At 68.1% G+C, this 16,751-nt stretch carries 16 protein-coding genes and 1 pseudogene; 7 read left to right on the plus strand and 10 right to left on the minus strand.

Features of this window, described 5'->3' with window-relative positions:
• The first annotated feature begins 449 nt into the window (after nucleotides 1-449).
• From sodC to QH195_RS19740, 3 genes are all read left to right on the plus strand, one after another.
• Nucleotides 450-1,142, plus strand: a complete 693-nt coding sequence (sodC, locus tag QH195_RS19730) for a superoxide dismutase[Cu-Zn] (RefSeq protein ID WP_280420955.1) — start codon at nucleotides 450-452, stop codon at nucleotides 1,140-1,142.
• 25 nt (nucleotides 1,143-1,167) lie between these two features.
• The gene (locus tag QH195_RS19735) at nucleotides 1,168-2,337 is read left to right on the plus strand and encodes a glutamate--cysteine ligase (RefSeq protein ID WP_280436508.1); all 1,170 of its coding nucleotides are present in this window, start codon (nucleotides 1,168-1,170) and stop codon (nucleotides 2,335-2,337) included.
• 174 nt (nucleotides 2,338-2,511) lie between these two features.
• Entirely contained in the window at nucleotides 2,512-4,035 is a 1,524-nt protein-coding gene (locus QH195_RS19740; RefSeq protein ID WP_280436513.1) for a phosphatase PAP2 family protein, read from the plus strand.
• Nucleotides 4,036-4,352: 317 nt separating this feature from the next.
• Here the strand turns inward: QH195_RS19740 and mnhG are convergent, their stop codons facing one another.
• The 9 genes from mnhG to QH195_RS19785 all read right to left on the minus strand — a co-directional run bounded on the left by mnhG (nucleotide 4,353) and on the right by QH195_RS19785 (nucleotide 14,091).
• Nucleotides 4,353-4,691, minus strand: coding sequence for a monovalent cation/H(+) antiporter subunit G (gene mnhG, locus QH195_RS19745; RefSeq protein ID WP_280420953.1), 339 nt, complete (start codon nucleotides 4,689-4,691; stop codon nucleotides 4,353-4,355).
• Complete coding sequence (locus QH195_RS19750) at nucleotides 4,688-4,948, minus strand: monovalent cation/H+ antiporter complex subunit F (protein WP_280420952.1); 261 nt, start codon at nucleotides 4,946-4,948, stop codon at nucleotides 4,688-4,690. The genes mnhG and QH195_RS19750 overlap by 4 nt, the downstream gene beginning before the upstream one ends.
• A complete protein-coding gene (locus QH195_RS19755; protein WP_280420951.1) occupies nucleotides 4,945-5,499 on the minus strand; it encodes a Na+/H+ antiporter subunit E in 555 nt (184 codons plus the stop codon). The genes QH195_RS19750 and QH195_RS19755 overlap by 4 nt, the downstream gene beginning before the upstream one ends.
• A complete protein-coding gene (locus QH195_RS19760) occupies nucleotides 5,496-7,091 on the minus strand; it encodes a Na+/H+ antiporter subunit D (RefSeq protein ID WP_280420950.1) in 1,596 nt (531 codons plus the stop codon). The genes QH195_RS19755 and QH195_RS19760 overlap by 4 nt, the downstream gene beginning before the upstream one ends.
• Nucleotides 7,088-7,468, minus strand: coding sequence for a Na(+)/H(+) antiporter subunit C (locus QH195_RS19765; RefSeq protein ID WP_280436509.1), 381 nt, complete (start codon nucleotides 7,466-7,468; stop codon nucleotides 7,088-7,090). Before QH195_RS19765 ends, QH195_RS19760 begins: the two co-directional genes overlap by 4 nt.
• A complete protein-coding gene (locus QH195_RS19770; protein ID WP_280436510.1) occupies nucleotides 7,465-10,254 on the minus strand; it encodes a Na+/H+ antiporter subunit A in 2,790 nt (929 codons plus the stop codon). Before QH195_RS19770 ends, QH195_RS19765 begins: the two co-directional genes overlap by 4 nt.
• Nucleotides 10,255-10,785: 531 nt before the next feature.
• Entirely contained in the window at nucleotides 10,786-13,029 is a 2,244-nt protein-coding gene (locus QH195_RS19775) for an AAA family ATPase (protein ID WP_280436511.1), read from the minus strand.
• A gap of 31 nt (nucleotides 13,030-13,060) precedes the next feature.
• Entirely contained in the window at nucleotides 13,061-13,522 is a 462-nt protein-coding gene (locus QH195_RS19780; RefSeq protein ID WP_280436512.1) for a hypothetical protein, read from the minus strand.
• A 407-nt stretch (nucleotides 13,523-13,929) separates the two neighbouring features.
• Nucleotides 13,930-14,091 carry a hypothetical protein gene (locus QH195_RS19785; RefSeq protein WP_280420945.1) on the minus strand — a complete coding sequence of 54 codons (162 nt, stop codon included), beginning with the start codon at nucleotides 14,089-14,091 and terminating at the stop codon, nucleotides 13,930-13,932.
• Between the two features lie 199 nt (nucleotides 14,092-14,290).
• On the opposite strand from QH195_RS19785, the gene QH195_RS19790 reads away from it, so the two are divergent.
• Nucleotides 14,291-14,743 (plus strand): SRPBCC family protein, encoded by a 453-nt coding sequence (locus QH195_RS19790; RefSeq protein WP_280420944.1) that lies wholly within the window; start codon nucleotides 14,291-14,293, stop codon nucleotides 14,741-14,743.
• On the opposite strand, the gene QH195_RS19795 is transcribed toward QH195_RS19790, so the two are convergent.
• Nucleotides 14,718-15,764, minus strand: a complete 1,047-nt coding sequence (locus QH195_RS19795) for a beta-ketoacyl-ACP synthase III (protein WP_280420943.1) — start codon at nucleotides 15,762-15,764, stop codon at nucleotides 14,718-14,720. The two genes, QH195_RS19790 and QH195_RS19795, sit on opposite strands and share 26 nt — an antisense overlap.
• Nucleotides 15,765-16,019: 255 nt before the next feature.
• Between QH195_RS19795 and QH195_RS19800 the strand changes: the two genes are divergently transcribed.
• The 3 genes and pseudogenes from QH195_RS19800 to QH195_RS19810 form a co-directional block, all read left to right on the plus strand.
• The gene (locus QH195_RS19800; RefSeq protein WP_280420942.1) at nucleotides 16,020-16,280 is read left to right on the plus strand and encodes a GlsB/YeaQ/YmgE family stress response membrane protein; all 261 of its coding nucleotides are present in this window, start codon (nucleotides 16,020-16,022) and stop codon (nucleotides 16,278-16,280) included.
• Nucleotides 16,281-16,421: 141 nt separating this feature from the next.
• A pseudogene (locus tag QH195_RS19805) lies at nucleotides 16,422-16,598 on the plus strand (phosphatidylserine decarboxylase family protein); the annotation flags it as partial.
• Between the two features lie 20 nt (nucleotides 16,599-16,618).
• Nucleotides 16,619-16,751, plus strand: a 133-nt coding sequence (locus QH195_RS19810; protein WP_432278842.1) for a dihydroxy-acid dehydratase, incomplete at its 3' end; no start/stop codon positions are given.

The raw sequence follows: 16,751 nt of genomic DNA on the forward strand, positions 1-16,751 counted from the left end.
GATGAAGCCGCGGCGAGTTGTAGAAATGGTGTGAGGAGTCGGTCGCGGTGTTAGGGGCAGGCATTTTTGTTTCTAAAACATGTGTTTTACGGGGTGATGGTCGCGATATCCTCCCTATAGGTCACCCCCTCGCCCCGCCCCCCCCGCCCCGGGGGGGCCCCGCCCCCCCCGGGGGCCCCCCCCCCCCCCCAAACCTCGGCGCCGGCCCGGGCCCCCGGGGCGCCCGCGGCCGCCGTCGCCGCGGATCTCGGCGCCACCACCGCGCCCATGCCGCCCGGACTGGGCGACGGTTCGGGCGTGGTCGTCGTGGTCACCGGCCGGTGAGCCGGGCGGCCGGAGGTCGGGGGCGTCCCGGGTGGATGCGGCGGGCGTGGCATCATCATCTGCGTCGAATGATCGTTGTCGAAACGCTCTACCCGTAAACTCGGTACTCGTAAAGGAGTTCCCTGATGGCACCGTCCACATCTCGTCGCCCGTCTTGGCGGAGCGTGACCCCGGTGCTGGCTGTCGCGGCTTTCGGCCTCGTTGCCTGCACGAACAGCCAGGAATCCAGCGACGTGCCGGGAACGACTCCGCCGGTCTTCACCTCCTCGCCCGCCCCGGCCGGTGAAGGCGAACACGGTGGGCACGGCGAAGAGCAGGACACCCCGGCCGGTTCCGGTACGGAGGTCGAGCTGAAGTCGCCGAGCGGCGCGAAGATCGGTACCGCGAATTTCACCGACGAGGGCAACCATCTGCGCGTCACGGTCGACACCACCGGCCTGACGCCGGGCTTCCACGGGCTGCACATCCACCAGGAAGGCAAATGCGAGGCCAACTCCGCACCGCCCGCCGGTGGCGCGCCCGGCGATTTCCTGTCCGCGGGTGGGCATCTGCAGGTCGGCGGTGCCACCGGGCATCCCGCCAGCGGTGATCTGACCTCGCTGCAGGTGCGCGAGGACGGCCACGGCTACCTGGTGACGACCACCGACAAGGTCGCCATGTCCGATATCCAGGGCAAGGCCATCATCATCCACGCCGGCTCGGACAACTTCGCCAATATCCCGGACCGCTACACCCGTGCGGGTGGCACCGGCCCGGACGAGCAGACGATGAGCACCGGTGACGCGGGCGGCCGCGTCGGCTGCGGCGTCATCGGCTAGCTGTCGACCCGCGACGGAGGCGTGTATGGGTGGGGCACGGATCGACCCGGTACCTTTCCGTGGCTCGCCCCGGCCGACGATCGGGATCGAATGGGAGATAGCGCTCGTCGACAAGGCGAGCCGCGACCTGTCCAATACCGCGGCCGCCGTCTTCGACGCCGTCGGTGAACTCCGCGCCCACGACGGCACCCCGCAGGTGACCAAGGAACTGCTGCGCAACACCGTGGAGTTGGTCACCAGGGTGCACGAAACCGTCGGTGCGGCGGTACAGGACCTGTCCACGACCATGGACACCGTGCGCCGGGCCGCCGACGAGCTCGGCGTGGACCTCTTCTGCGCCGGAACCCACCCGTTCGCGCAGTGGTCGACCCAACAGCTCACGCGTTCGGTGCATTACGACGAGCTGATCGAACGTACCCAGTGGTGGGGACGGCAGATGCTGATCTGGGGTGTGCACGTGCACGTCGGAGTATCGCACCGGGAGAAGGTTTTCCCGATCCTGAACTCGCTGCTGCTGTCCTACCCGCATCTGCTGGCGTTGTCGGCGTCCTCGCCGATGTGGTCCGGTTCGGATACCGGATATGCGAGCAACCGGGCATTGATGTTCCAGCAGTTGCCGACGGCGGGGCTGCCGTTCCAGTTCGAGAACTGGACCCAGTTCGAGCATTACGTGCACGACGAGATGAAAACCGGTGTGTTCGAACAGCTCGGCGGTATGCACTGGGATATCCGGCCCGCGCCGAAATGGGGGACCATCGAGGTGCGGATCTGCGACGGGATCTCCAACCGTGGCGAACTCGCCGCGCTGGCGGCGCTGATCCACTGTCTGATCGTGCATCTCGACGAACGAGTGGAACGCGGCGAAGACCTGCCGACTCTGCCGCCCTGGCATGTGCAGGAGAACAAATGGCGGGCGGCCCGATACGGGCTGGACGCCATTGTGATCGTCGGCTCGGACAACACCGAACGCCTGGTCACCGAAGACCTCGAGGATCTGCTGAACCGGCTCGAACCCACCGCGCGGCGGCTGAGTTGCGCCGACGAACTCCGGGCTGTGGCGGATATCCCACGCCGCGGAGCGAACTATCAACGCCAGCGTCAAACCGCCGCCGCGGCACAGGGAGACCTGGTCGCAGTAGTAGATGCTCTGGTGCGAGAGCTGAACGGTTCGGGACTCGTCTCGGATCCGGACTGACGGAGCGGGGAGCGAAGTTTCGCGGCCGCGGCGGCCCCGGATGCCGCGTCGCCGGGAACACGGCCCGCGTGACCGGAACCGGCACACAGATACTGACTGCCGCTGTTCAACAGCCCGTGGATACTCCGTTCACGTGCCGTTTACGATGAGCGGGTGCTGGTCGAAAACCCGAATATGGGAGCTGGAGCCGCGACGCGAAGATCTGCGCCGCACCGGGGGGCTCGGGTGTTCGCGCGCCGCCGGGTTCGGGTGCTCGCAGTGCTCACGGTTCCGGTTCTACTGGTGGCGTTGCAGGGGGTGGCGTTGTGGCGGGGTTACGAAGGCCCGCTGGAGAGTCTGTTCCGCGATTACACCGGGACCCCCAAATCCATGACCGTGCCCTGGGCCGGCCTGGTTCTCGCGCTGGTCGGGATCGGAAACAGGCACCGGGTGATCGCATTCTCGGCTGCCGTGGCGATCGATCTCGTCTACGCGGGAGTGCGATCGGCGCTGGGTGGCCCGTTCACCGTCGGTAACGGTCCCGTGCTGGTCCTCACCGGCCTGGCGCTGCTGGCCTGGTGGCGCTGGTCGGGCCGGCAGCGGCGCACCGCATTGCACGCGGCGGCGCTGGGCGCGCTGCTGATCCTGGCGACCAAGGTCGGCGATGTCTGGTTGCACATCACGGTCGACCTGCGGCCACGCGTACTGGACCAGTATGTGATGCTCGCCGACCATGCGCTCGGCGATCCGGCCTGGGTGATGGGCCGGGCGCTGGAGGTACTGGGACCGGTTCCCGAAGCCGTTCTGCACTGGGTGTACATCGAACTGCCCGCGGCGGCGATCGTGGTGGCGGTATGGCAACTGCGCGCCGTGGCGGGTGCCGGCCGGTGGCCGAGCCACTATCTGGTCCGCACCTTCCTGGTGCTCGGCCTGGTGGGCCCGCTGGTATACATCCTGTTCCCGGTGGTCGGGCCCATGTTCGTCTACGGTGTGGACGGTAACGGTTTCCAGGTCGGCAACTTCTGGCCAGGTGTGGTGCCGCCGCTGGACCGTAGTCCCGAGGCGCTGCTGTTCTCCGATCTGGCCCCCCGCAACTGCATGCCCTCGATGCACACCGCCTGGGCGTTGGCGCTGTTCCTGCATACGCGCCGGCGGGCCGACGGCACCCTGGCCCCCACCTGGCTGCGCTGGGGCGGCATGTTCTGGCTGCTGTGCACCCTGGCCGCGACCCTCGGTTTCGGCTATCACTACGGCGTCGACCTGGTCGCCGGCGCGGTGCTGTGCCTGACGGTGGAGTCGGTGCTGCGCGAACCCGAACGCGGCTGGGGCTGGTTCCGGGTTCGCCTGGTCGGCGGTGGCGTGCTGGTCCTGTCGACGCTGCTGCTCGGGTACCGATATCTCGCGGTGCAGATGGCCGACCATCCGGTCGTGGCGGGATCGATCGTGCTCGCCCTGCTGGCGGCGGTGGCCGCCGGATTCCATGCGACGTGGTTCGCCCGCCGCCGCGCGGGGGTGCCCTTGGCCGCCGGCTCGGACGCGGCGGGAACCGACAAGTTCCTGTCAGCCCCGGCCGACCCGCGCAACCCCCGTCCGGCAGCGATGCCGATGCGCCGGCAGGCATCCGCCGCCCAGGGCGGGAGGGGCGAAGCGCCGCCGGATACGCCCCGAATCGCCGACAGGACGGCCGAACCGCCGGGCGAACCGGTCGAATCACGCTGACCCGGTGCGGGTACAGGGCGGCGGGCAGCGGCTTCCACTACCGGCGCGGGCCAGGTGCCGATGTCCGCGCCGGGCGGCAGGCCCTAAGTGAACCACCCGGTGCCGCGCCAGTTGTCTCGACCTCCACCGGACACCGTCGACCCCGGAGCAGGAACGACGGCACTACGCGGATAGGAATACCGACCAGGCGCTGCCGCGGCCGCTCATCGGGACGGTTCGACCTCGAATCCGCACGGCGGTACCGAGTCGGGCGAAGCTCTGGGACGGGTGGAGCTTGCGTTCGAATCCGGCGCGGGCGGCGTGCCGGCAATGCGGCGTTACTCCTCGAGTTTGTCGCCGAGTTCGTCGACGACCAGCAGGTCGGCGCGATAGCGCCGTTCCCGGTAGGCGGTACGGCCGATGAGATGGGCGATCACCGGGGCGGTGAGCAGGGTGAACAGGCCTACGAGTACCAGCATCCAGACGTTCGGGTCGTCGTAGACCCGCAGGCATGTTCCCGCGAGTACCAGGTTGAGGCCGATCACCTGCGGTTTGGTCGCGGCGTGCATACGCAGAAGCGTGTCCGGGAAGCGGACGATCCCGATCGCCGCGGTGAGCGCCATCAACGCCCCGATGATGATCAGGGTGCCCGAGAGCCAGTTCAGTACCGTGCTCATCGGTCGTCCCGGACCCGGTAGCGGGTGACGGCCGCGGATCCCAGGAAACCGACCAGGGCGAGCGCGACGATGGCCGGTACCACCGAGGTGTCGCGGCTGTAGGCGGCCCACACCGCCAGACCACAGATCGCCATCGCGATGATCGAGTCGATGCCGACCACTCGGTCGAGGGTGCCGGGGCCGGCGAGGATCCGGTATGCGGTGATCAATGCGGCCGCCGAGAGCAGGATGCCGGCCACTACGGCAACGACGATCACGGCTTCACCTCCTGGTTGGGCAGCGGGGTCGCGCGGGTCTCGAGGCCCGCGATCAGCAGCGCTTCGATCTGCCGGATGGTGCGGTAGAAGCTGGTTACGGCCTTGTCGCTGCTGACGTCGATGACGTGGACATAGGCCACGCACCGTTCGCGGTCGATTTCGAGCACCATGGTGCCGGGGATCAGGTTCAGCAAATTGGTGCACAGCACCATGACGAAATCCGAGCGGAACGCGAACGCCACCTCGAGCACACCCGAGACGGGCGGCGGTCCGGGACGCAGCGCGAACCAGGCGAGCTGGAGACTCGATTCGATCGCGGAGTAGACACTCACCCCCAGCAGTTTCAGCAGTGGCCATACGCGCAGCCGGCCGCGCACCGGGATCCGGGGCAGCGGCAGCGCCACCATGATCACCACGCCGACCGCCAGACCCGCGAGCACATTGGCCGCGCTGATCTGGCCCCACAGGGCGACCCACACCACCGTGAGCCAGGCCAGTACGCCGAGGCGATGGATGTTGTCGCGGCTGAGTGCCAGCCGCAGGCGGGTCATTTCGGACCCCCGCCGAGGACGGCGTCGATGTAGATGCCCCGGTCCTGTAGTTCGGCGGCGGAGCGGTCGGCGATACCCAGCACCGGCCCTGCCCAGACCGTGAGCGCGACCCCCACGGCGACCAGTGCGGCGGTAGGCAGCACCATCATGGCGGGCAGCCGGCCGGGGTCGGTGCGTTCGTCGTAGAGCATGTCGGTGTTGTCCTCGACCAGCGAGGGCAGTGTCGCGGAGACCAGATGGCCGTCCGGTGCCTGTTCCCGCGGCCGCCAGAACGCCTTGCTCCACACCCGTGCCATCACATACAGCGTGAGCAGGCTGGTGACCACCGATCCGGCAACGAGAATCCACGCCAGCGCACTGCCGTCCTGGGCGCCTGCCTGCAGGAGCGCGACCTTTCCGATGAAGCCGGAGAACGGGGGGATTCCGCCGAGGTTCAGCGCCGGGATCAGGAACAACCCCGCCAGTATCGGGCTTGCCGCGGCCATTCCGCCGACCCTGCGCAGCGAGGTCGAACCCGCTTGGCGTTCGATCAGACCGGCTACGAGGAAGAGCGCGGTCTGCACCAGAATGTGGTGCGCGATGTAGTACACGGCGCCGGTCAGGCCGATCTTGCTCGCGATCCCCACCCCGAACATCATGTAGCCGATATGGCTGACCAGCGTGAACGAGAGCAGCCGGCGGATATCGTTCTGGGCGATCGCGCCGAATATGCCGATCAGCATGGTGAGCAGACCGGCGATCAGCAGCAGATTGTCGAAGCCGCCGTCGGGGAACAGCAGGGTCTGCGTGCGCACGATGGCATAGACACCCACCTTGGTGAGCAGGCCGGCGAAGACCGCGGTGACCGGCGCGGGTGCGGTGGGGTAGGAGTCGGGCAGCCAGTTGGACAGCGGGAACACCGCCGCCTTGATCCCGAACGCGACGAGCAGGACGGCGTATACAGCCTGGCGGATACCGTCGGGAACGGTATCCATCCGCATGGCCAGCTGTGCGAAATTCAGGGTGCCGGTGGCCCCGTAGACGACGCCGATACCGATCAGGAAGATCAGTGACGACACCATCGACACCATCACATACGACACACCTGCCCGGATGCGTTCCGCGGTGGCCCCGAGAGTCAGCAGGACGAACGAGGCCACCAGCAGGATCTCGAAGCCGACGAACAGGTTGAACAGGTCGCCGGCGAGGAAGGCCATCGAGACACCGCCGTTGAGCACCAGATAGGTGGGCCAGAAGATCGAAGTGGGCTGACGCACCTTGCTGTCGCCGATATTCTGGCCGGCGCCGTAGGCGGCGACGGCGAGCAGCACGATCTGCGAGACCAGCAGCATGGCGGCCGACAGCCGGTCCACCACGATGGTGATACCGATCGGGGTCTCCCAGCCACCGACCTGCACCGCGACCGTACCGTCGCGGTCGGCCAGGTAGAGCATGACGGCGCACACCACGACGGCGGCGGCGAGCGCGACCATGACCACGGCTCGCTGGAAGCGGGGCCGGCGCCCGGCGATGAGGGTCGCGGCGGCGGTGAGCAGCGGGATGAGCACCGGCAGCGGTGCCAGGACGGGGAGCAAGGTCTGCGGCAGGGTCATTCTTCGGGTTCCTCCCGCTGGCGCGCGGCTATCCCGACATCCTCCGGGTCGTTCTCGACTTTTTCGCTGGTGGTCAGGATGTAGGAGCGATACGCCAGGGCCAGGACGAACGCCGCGACACCCATGGTGATGACGATGGCGGTCAGGATCAGGGCCTGCGCGAGCGGATCGGCCATGGTGTCGCGCACGGTATCGGCCGCGCCCTGGATCGGCGGCGCACCGTCCGGGCCACCCATGGTGAGGATGAGCAGGTTGACGGCATTGCCGACCAGCAGGATGCCGAGCAGCATTTTCGTGACCGTACGTTCGAGCAGCAGATAGACGCCACAGGCCACCAGGACTCCGACGACGGTCAGCAGGGTGAGGTTCGCGCTCATGATTGCACCAGCTCGTCGTCGAGGCGCGCGCCGAGGCTGCGCAGTACGTCCAGGACCAGCCCGACCACGATCAGGTAGACACCGAGGTCGAAGAACAGCGAGGTCACCATCTTCACGTGGCCGAGCACCGGAACGGTGGCCTCCAGGATCACCGAATGCAGCGGTGGCGCGCCGAACAGCAGCGGAACGGTGGCCGTTCCGGCCGCCAGGATCAGACCGGCGCCCAGCAGATGACCGGCGTCGACGGGCAGCGCTTCGCCCAATTCGTACTGGCCGCCGGCCAGATAGCGCAGGACCAGCGCGAGACCGGCGATGAGCCCACCGGCGAAGCCGCCGCCCGGGGCGTTGTGGCCGGAGAAGAAGAAGTAGACCGACAGCACCATCATCGTCGGGAACACCAGCCGGGTGGTGATCTGCAGGACCATCGACCGCTCGCGGCGGTCCACCAGCCGGCCGGCAGGCAACCAGCCCACCTTCCCGGGGTGGTAGTTCGGTGCGTCGGCCGCCCGGGGCGGCAGGCCGAACCGGCGGCTGCGGAACACCAGCGAGGCCACGCCGGTGGCGGCCACCAGCAGCACCGATATCTCACCGAGGGTGTCCCAGGCGCGCATATCGACCAGGAGTACGTTGACCGCGTTCTTCCCGCCGCCGAATTCGTAGGCCGCCGCGGGGATCCGTTCCCAGATGGGCTCGGTGCTGCGCGCGGCCGTGGCGAAGGCCGCCAGTACCGGCACCGTGATACCGGCGGCGACGGCGATCGCGGCCCGGCCGATCTGGAAGCCGGCCTGCTGTTCCGGTCCGATCTCGGCGGGGAAGGCACGCAGGACCAGCACGAAGGCCACCAGTGTCAGGGTCTCCACCAGGAACTGGGTCAAGGCGAGATCGGGTGCGCCGTGCAGGGCGAAGATCACGCCGCAGCCGTAGCCGGTGAGTCCGACCACCAGCACACTGGCCAGGCGGTTGCGCAGAACGGTGGCAGCCAGCGCCATGGCGATCATGATCACGCCGATCACCAGTTGCAGCGGGCGGTCCCAGAGCCGCAGCTCGACCCCCGTGCGGGTCCCGAGGGCGAGGACGGTCGCCGGGAGGATGACCAGGGTGCCCAGGATGACGGCCTGGTTCAGGGGCAGGGAACCGCGCTGCACCGAACCGGTCATCCGCAGCGACAGCCGGTCCATGGCACGCAGCGCGGCATCGTAACCGCGGTCGGCGTTACCGAGCAGGGTCGTCGATTCACCGAACCAGGCGCGCCGGACGAAGAACAGGGCACCGCCGGCGATGATCACGACAGTGAGCAGTAGCGGCCAGGTCAGCCCGTGCCAGAGCTGGAGATGCGTCGTGAGCTCGCCGGGCAGTGTCGCCGCGTACGGCGTGAGCAGGCTGTCCACCCACGGGGCGGCGAGCCCGGCGCCGAGCGAGCCGAGCGCCAGCAGCGCCGGAGCGGCGATCAATGCCGGGCCGGGGGCGTGCCAGTCCGGCACCCGGATCCCCGGTTTATCGGCGAAGGCGCCCCAGACGAAACGCGCGCTGTAGGCGACGGTCAGCATCGACCCCAGCACCACGCCGGCCAGGAGCAGCCATTTGCCGGTACCGCTGAGCGGGGGGTCCGCGGCGAGTTCGGCGGCCAATGCCGATTCCTTGGCCACGAAACCCCACAGCGGCGGAATTCCGGCCATACTCAGCGCCGCCAGGACCGTGGTGCCGAGGAGGACGGGCGCGCGGCGGCCGAGGCCGGACAGTGCGCCGATATCGCGGGTTCCCGCGCCGTGATCGATGATGCCGACCACGAGGAAGAGGCAGGCCTTGAACAGGGCGTGGGCAAGCAGAAGCCCGACACCGGCAAGTGCGGCATCGGGGGTGCCCAGGCCGACCATGATCACCAGGAAGCCCAGCTGGCTGACGGTGCCGAAGGCCAGGACCAGTTTCAGGTCGGTGACCTGCATGGCGCGCAGGCCCGCCAGCAACATCGAGGCAAGGCCGAGGGTGAGGATCAACGGCCGCCAGACCGGTTCGTCGGCGAACGCGGGAGCGAGGCGGGCGATCAGGTAGACACCGGCCTTCACCATGGCCGCGGCATGCAGGTAGGCGCTGACCGGGGTGGGCGCGGCCATCGCGCCGGGCAGCCAGAAGTGCAGTGGGACGATGGCCGATTTGCTGAGTGCGCCGATGAGCACCAGCACCAGACCGACCTGCACGGCGATCCCGCCCGGCGATTCCCGCGCAAGCAGGTCGGAGAGCAGATAGCTGTCGTAGGACTGGCCGAGGACGACGATGCCCGCGAGCATGGCCAGCCCGCCCGCCCCGGTCACCAGTAACGCCTGCAATGCCGCCCGGCGGCCGGCCGCGCTGTCGGAGTTGTGCCCCACCAGCAGGAAGGAGAGCACCGTAGTGATCTCCCAGAACACGAAGAGCAGCAACATGTTGTCACTGGTGACGAGCCCGAACATGGCTCCGGCGAAGGCGACCAGCCAGGCGGCGAAGGAACCGAGTTTCGGTTCGTCGTCGTCGAAGTAGCGGGCGCAGTAGGCGAGGACGAGTGCGCCGATACCCAGCACCAGCGCGCTCATCACGGTGGCCAGGGAGTCGAACCGCAACTGCAGCGAGAGGTTGATGGTGGGTGCCCAGGCGTAGCTCACCTGCTGGACGTCGTTCCATCCCGCGATCACCCATCCCAGGGAGAACAGCGGCACCAGAGCCAGCGGGTAGAACGCGTTACGCCCTACTGCTCGCACGGCTGCGGGCGCGACCAGCGCGGCCAGGGCGTGTGCAAGCAGGATGGCGAGCAAGCGTTACCTCCGTCGGAATCAGGGGCGGCGGGGTATTGCGCGCTCATCATATGCGAGCACGAACTGGCACAATCGTACACGTATGCGGACCTCGGTCCGTATCCGGCTATCGTTCGGCAACGATTTGTGCAGGTCAGACATAACGGACAGCGCTTGGCTGCCACCAGGTCCGCAGCGATGCCGACCTCGGTCGTGACCGGCGTCTGCCCCCGCTCACCAGCTCGGCACACCGCTGCGCCGACGCACAGCGCGGAGTGTCCCCGGTTCGCGAATCCACAGAGGTTTTCCCGGCTCCGGCTCCGGCTCCGGCTCCGGCTCCGGACGTGGACCCGGGCTTCGTGCGCCGACCAGTGCTCCGCACGCCGGCTCGGGCTTCGGTCGCGACGCCGTTGCCGATGCTGAGGTAGTCGCGGGCCGGATCCGGATGGGTCGCGCTTCCGGAGTCCGCCGAGTCCTCCAGGGTGCTCTGAGGTCGTTAACCCGAAGCTCCGCAACCCGTAGCGTCGAAGCTGTCGCGAACCAGGGCGGTAACTACCGTTCGGAGTAGCGGCGTAACGCCTCGACCTGGGCCGGGTCGAGGGACGGCCGGACCGCCCGGCGGGCGGCGGCGATATCGTCGGCGGTGACATCGGCGGCCAGCACATCCCGCCGCATCGCGGCGAGCGCCGCCTCGCGCAGCAGCGCGGCGCAGTCGGCGGCGGAGAAGCCGTCCAGGTCGGCGGCCAGCCGGGTGAGGTTCACCGATTCGGTCAGCGGAACCGAACGCCCCGCTGTCCGCAGAATCGCCTCGCGGGCCTGCGCGTCCGGGGGCGGAACGAAAACCAGCCGTTCGAGGCGACCCGGCCGCAGCAGTGCCGGGTCGATGAGTTCCGGACGGTTCGTGGCACCCAGCACCACCACATCGCGGAGCGGCTCCACCCCGTCCAGTTCCGTCAGCAGGGCCGCGACCACACGATCACCGACCCCGGAATCGGAACTCTGCCCGCGCCGCGATGCCAGCGCGTCGACTTCGTCCAGAAAGATCAGCGACGGTGCGGAATCACGGGCCCGCTGGAACAGTTCCCGCACCGCCCGCTCCGACGAGCCGACCCATTTGTCCATCAACTCGGCGCCCTTGACCGTGTGCACACTCAGCTGCCCACTTCCCGCCAGCGCGCGCACCAGGAAAGTCTTCCCGCAGCCCGGCGGGCCGTAGAGCAACACCCCGCGCGGCGGTTCGATCCCCAGCCGGGCGAACGAATCGGGATGTCTTAGCGGCCACAGCACTGCCTCGGTCAGGGCCTGTTTGGTCTCGGCCATATCGCCGACATCGTCGAGACCGAGACTGCCGATCGCCAGTTCCTCGGTTCCCGACCGGGACAGCGGCCGGATCACCTCCAGTGCGCCCAGTAGATCCTCGTGTTCCAGCCGGGGTTCGCTGCTGTTTTCCCGGCTGGCCCGCGCCGCCGCCCGCAATGCGGCCTCCCGGCACAGGGCCGCGAGGTCCGCGACCACGAAACCAGGTGTCCGGGCGGCGACGTCCTCGAGTCGTAGCTCGCCGGTGGGCACCTTCGCCAGCAACTGCTCGAGCAGGGCCTTACGGATGGCCGCCGTGGGCAGAGCCAGGGCGAGTTCGCGATCACACAGGTCCGGCGCACGCAGCCGGGAATCGACCGCCGAGGGATGCGCGGTGGTCGCCAGTAATGCCACACACGGTTCGGCCACCGCCGCGCGCAGCTGGTCCAGGATCAGGGTCGCCACCGGTTCGGCCGGTTCCGGTAGCAGGGCATCGATATCGGTGATGAGCAGTACACCGCCCTTACCCGAGGTCGCAGCGACAGCGGCCGCCACTTCGCGTAACCGGGCCCCGCTCTCGGCCGCGCCCACCGAGGGCCCGTCCAACTCCACCACTCGGCGCGGTGCGGCCACCGCCCGAGCCAGCGTGGCCTTGCCAACCCCGGCCGGTCCGGTGATGAGAACGCCCAGGTGCGGTGCGGCGCCCAGCGCTTTCAGCAACTCGGGTTCGTCGAGCGCCAGACTCAGCCATTCCTCGAGTTTCGCGGCCTGCTGGCGGGCGCCGGCCAGTTCCTCCACCCGGATTCCGGTGGCGGGCACACTGGTTACCGGAACCGTCCCCGGTAGGTCGGTTTCGCAGACGGTGTCGAGATGGCTCGGCACGAGCAGTTGATCCGGCCCGCCCTGCCCGTTGACCCGAACCGCCGCCGGCTGATGCCCGGCTGCCGCACCCGCGGTCCATTCGACCGCCGAATTCGGCTGCACGCTCACCGGGCCGGGCGGATCGGTGGCGACCACCGTGAGCAGTTCGGAGGTCCAGGCGATACCGAACGCCCGGGACAGGGCCTGGCTGGCGGCCGACGACGGGATATCCGGCCCCAGATCGCGGGGCAGCAGCGAGACCGTATCGCCGATGGTCACCACTTTGCCGAGCAAGGCCTGCCGCAGGGTAGCGGCCGGAATCGATTGCGTGGCGTGGCGTGATCCGCTCACCGAGATATGCCGGGCGCCGTGCACCACCGCCGGCGATACCACCACGGTGGCGTTCTCGCGCAGCCCGGCGTTGGACAGGGTCACGTCGTCGAGCAGGGCGGTCCCCGCCGGCGTATCGGCCGGGGCACGCCCGGCAACGGCGGCGGTCCGGCGCGCGCCGACCAGTGTGATCCCGTCCCACTCGCGTAACCCCAGCGCGGTCAGCACTTCCGGGTGCAGCCGGATCACCCCCCGCCGGGCATCTGCGGCGGACGAATTCAGTCGGACGGTCAAAGCCAGTTCAGCCACAGTGTCTATTCTGCGCGCGGAGGAAGGCGCCTCACCCGTTGACGACGATCCCGGACACTACGGCGACCCGCTGGTCGGCGAGTTTGCTGGAGTTGCACACCAGCTTCGCGGTGCCCAGGGCGGCGCTGGGGTTACCGACGAAGGTGCTGTCGGGGTTCTCGGCGAGAATCGTCTGCACCAATTGTTGCTGCTCCGGCTCGTCGAGCTGGGCGAACTGGGCGCACGTGGTGTCGGAGGCTCGTCCGGAAACGGGGGTTTCCTCCTCCTCGGCGTCGGAGGTCTGTGCGGGAGCCTCGGTGGTCTCGGTGCTTTCGTTCGGAGCGGGGGTTGCGTTCGTGGTGCCGGTTTCGGATTCGGTCTGCGGCGATGTCTGCCCGGTAGCGGTGTTCTTCCGGAGGCCGGACGCTTCGGCGGGTTCTTCCGACGAGCAACCTGTCAGCATCAGCGCCGCGGCGGCGGCAACGGCCAGGACAACAGTTGAAATTCGCTTCATAACGCATTCCCCGAGATCAGCCACGCCGGAGCCTCCGGCGCGACCAGCAGCGTACTGTAACTATTGGGCCGCCTCCGGCGTCGCGGGGTTCGCGCCCCCTTGGTCTCGTTCTTCACTCCGCCGCTCCTCCGCTTCGCTCCCCCGCTCTGTCGCTCCAGAACGAGACGGGCCCGAACCGTGGAGGTGGACCGAATTACCGTGGCTGGATTCTTGGTGAACAGTGGTGCGCTGCCCGCTCCGTCAGTCCAGATCCGAGACGGGCCTCGAACCATGGAGGTGAAGCGGATTATGGTGTCCGGATTCGCGGTGACGGTGTATCGCTGCCCGCTCCGTCGTCCAGAACGAGACGGCCCGAACCGTGGAGGTGAACCGGGTTGCGGTGGCCGGATTCGCAGTCACCCAGGAGATCAGACCCGGTGCTTGCGCACCATATCGAGCTCGGTGGGGGTGAGCAGACGTTCCAGCCGCTCGTCGACGCGGTCGTCGCCGAGGGCATCATCCGGTTCGAGCGCGGGCAACTTGGGTAGGCCCTCGGAGTTCTGGCGGCGTAATAGCGAGCGAAGGTTCACGGCCCATCACCTTACCGTAGCTGAGTGTTTGCTGGCGTCGTGTCTTGCTTGCGCTGGCGTCAACGGAACCGGCGATTCTTACACCTCGATTCTGCTTCCGGATCCACGCTATCGATATGCCGGCCGGGAAAATGTGACCGAGCCGAAGCCGATCGCTACTCTTTCTGATACTTGGAGTGTCAGCTACCTGGAGGCAAAGGTGCCGAAGAACTTGGAAGCCAGTATCGATATCGCCGCGGCCCCGGACCGGGTCTGGGCGGTCCTCGCCGACCCGCGCCGGATGCCGGAATTCAGCCCGCAATGCGTGCGCATGATCCCGATCGGCAAGCCGAAGGCGGGTGTGATCACCGTCAACCTCAACCGCGACGGCTGGAAGTTCTGGCCGACCACCTCCCGCATCCTGCGCTACGAGAAGAACAGCGCGCTGGCGTTCCGCGTCAGCCAGAACCGCACCGTATGGACCTACACGCTCGAGGCGACCGCGGACGGAACCCGGCTGATCGAACGCCGCGACGTACCCAACGGCACCACCTGGGTCTCGCGCACCCTGGTGAACGCCCTGCTCGGCGGCGAGGAGGCTTTCGAGGAAAGCCTGGTCCGCGGGATGAACGAATCGCTGGCGCAGATCAAGAAAGCGGTTGAGGCGAGCTGAACTCCGGCAGCTTCACGACCTGTGCGGCGTAGGAGAGCCCGGCGCCGAAGGCGATCAACAGTGCGGTATCGCCCGGTTTCGACTGGCCGGTCCGCAGCAGCGTCTCCATGGCCAGCGGAATCGAGGCTGCCGAAGTGTTGCCGGCCTCCTCGATATCGTTGGCCAGCGCGCAGTTCTCCGGGAGTTTCAGCACCCGCGCCATGATCTCGATGATCCGGCCGTTGGCCTGATGCGGGATCATGGCGTCCAGGTCGTCCATGGCCAGCCCGGCCCGGTCCACCGCGTCACGACAGACCTTCTCCAGCGAATGCGCCGCCCACCGGAATACCGCCGTGCCTTCCATCGCGAGGTACGGCCGAACGGCGTCGAGGCCCTTCTCCTCGATCTCGGTGAAGAACTCGATCCAGTCCTTGTCCTGCCGGATCGCCTGATGCTGGGTGCCGTCGGACCCCCAGACGGTCGGGCCGATACCCGGCTCGTCGGCCGGGCCGACCACCACCGCTCCCGCGCCGTCGGCGAACAGGAACGCGGTGCTGCGATCGGCCGGGTTGATCGTGTCGGTCAGTTTCTCCACGCCGATGACCAGCACTCGCGACGATGTCCCGGCACGTATCAGGTCCGAGGCCATGGCCAGGCCGTGACAGAAGCCGGCGCATCCGGCGGAGATATCGAAGGCCGCGGCGCCGCCCGCGCCCAGTTCGGTGGCGATCCGGGGTGCGGCCGCCGGAGTGAGCAACAGGTGGGTCGAGGTCGCGACGATCACACAGTCGACCTGGTCGGCGGCGATCTTGGCGGATTCGAGGGCACCGCGCGCGGCGGCGACACTCATCGAGTGGATGGTTTCGGAATCGTCGGCGAATCGGCGGGTGCGGATACCCGAGCGGGTGCGGATCCACTCATCGCTGGAATCGATCGGCCCTGCGACTTCGTCGTTGGTGACGACGCGCGCCGGGCGATAGACGCCCAGTCCCAGGATCGCGGTGAACTGCGCCCCGGTCGTCTGGGCGATCTGAGTAGCCATGGTGCTTCTCCTATGTACCTGCGGCGGCATCGCCGCGAGGGTTGACCCGATTCGATGTGGATTCCTCGCCCGGTGTCGGCTGACGTGTGCCGGGCAATCCGAAGACATGAGGCACCCTCATATTAGCTCGCGGTTCGCGTGATGGCAGCTCATATCCGATTTTCCTCGAGGGGTTATCCCGCCGGTGCCCGGGTACCGCCCGGTTAGGCGTTCGCCACCGCGAGCGCGCAACCGAACAGATAGCGAGGAACACTCATGCTCGGTCTCGGCATCATCGGCTGGATCATCATCGGCGGCATCGCCGGCTGGATAGCCAGCAAGATTATGAAAACCGATGCGCAACAGGGCATCCTGCTCAATATCGTGGTCGGTGTCGTCGGCGGTCTGCTCGGCGGCTTCCTGCTCGCGGCCTTCGGGGTCGATGTCGCCGGAGGCGGCTGGTGGTTCAGCTTCTTCACCTGCCTGCTCGGCGCGGTCATCCTGTTGTTCCTGGTGAAGTTGGTCGTCAGGAGGTAGGCCTGCGGCGACACCCGGCACGAATACACCCGCTCGGCGTAAGGTGTGAACGCTTGCGCCGACAGGTTCGGCCGGGACGCCACGGGTGTCCGACCGTACCGTCGGTCCGAGTGGATCGAATCGAGTATGAAAGAGGAATCTGTGGCACGCCGTCCCACTCCGCCCGGAACCCCGGAACGTACCGGGCCGGGCCATCTGGCCGATCTGGTGCGCAAAGCGGTCCCGCCGATGCATCCCGCCGGACTGCCCTTCGTGGCCGCGCCGCTGGCTGTCGCGCTGGTGGGACGGCGTCGCCCCTGGCTACGCCGGGCGGGACTGGCCGCGGGCCCCGGCGGGGTATCACCCCCGCCTTTATCGTCACTAAATCGGCGTTGTATACCGCCTGGGGGGTGGTTTTGGCGTTCGGCGGCTCCACCAACGCGGTCCTGCATCTGCTGGTGATCGCGCACGAGGCCGGGGTCGCGTTGAGCC

Source organism: Nocardia carnea (genome assembly GCF_029868855.1).
GTDB classification, from domain to species: domain Bacteria; phylum Actinomycetota; class Actinomycetes; order Mycobacteriales; family Mycobacteriaceae; genus Nocardia; species Nocardia carnea_A.

Coding starts and splice junctions, on each gene's coding strand:
- sodC (WP_280420955.1), top strand. CDS start 450: ATGGCACCGTCCACATCTCGTCGCCCGTCTTGGCGGAGCGTGACCCCG.
- QH195_RS19735 (WP_280436508.1), top strand. CDS start 1,168: ATGGGTGGGGCACGGATCGACCCGGTACCTTTCCGTGGCTCGCCCCGG.
- QH195_RS19740 (WP_280436513.1), top strand. CDS start 2,512: ATGGGAGCTGGAGCCGCGACGCGAAGATCTGCGCCGCACCGGGGGGCT.
- mnhG (WP_280420953.1), bottom strand. CDS start 4,691: ATGAGCACGGTACTGAACTGGCTCTCGGGCACCCTGATCATCATCGGG.
- QH195_RS19755 (WP_280420951.1), bottom strand. CDS start 5,499: ATGACCCGCCTGCGGCTGGCACTCAGCCGCGACAACATCCATCGCCTC.
- QH195_RS19760 (WP_280420950.1), bottom strand. CDS start 7,091: ATGACCCTGCCGCAGACCTTGCTCCCCGTCCTGGCACCGCTGCCGGTG.
- QH195_RS19765 (WP_280436509.1), bottom strand. CDS start 7,468: ATGAGCGCGAACCTCACCCTGCTGACCGTCGTCGGAGTCCTGGTGGCC.
- QH195_RS19780 (WP_280436512.1), bottom strand. CDS start 13,522: ATGAAGCGAATTTCAACTGTTGTCCTGGCCGTTGCCGCCGCCGCGGCG.
- QH195_RS19795 (WP_280420943.1), bottom strand. CDS start 15,764: ATGGCTACTCAGATCGCCCAGACGACCGGGGCGCAGTTCACCGCGATC.
- QH195_RS19800 (WP_280420942.1), top strand. CDS start 16,020: ATGCTCGGTCTCGGCATCATCGGCTGGATCATCATCGGCGGCATCGCC.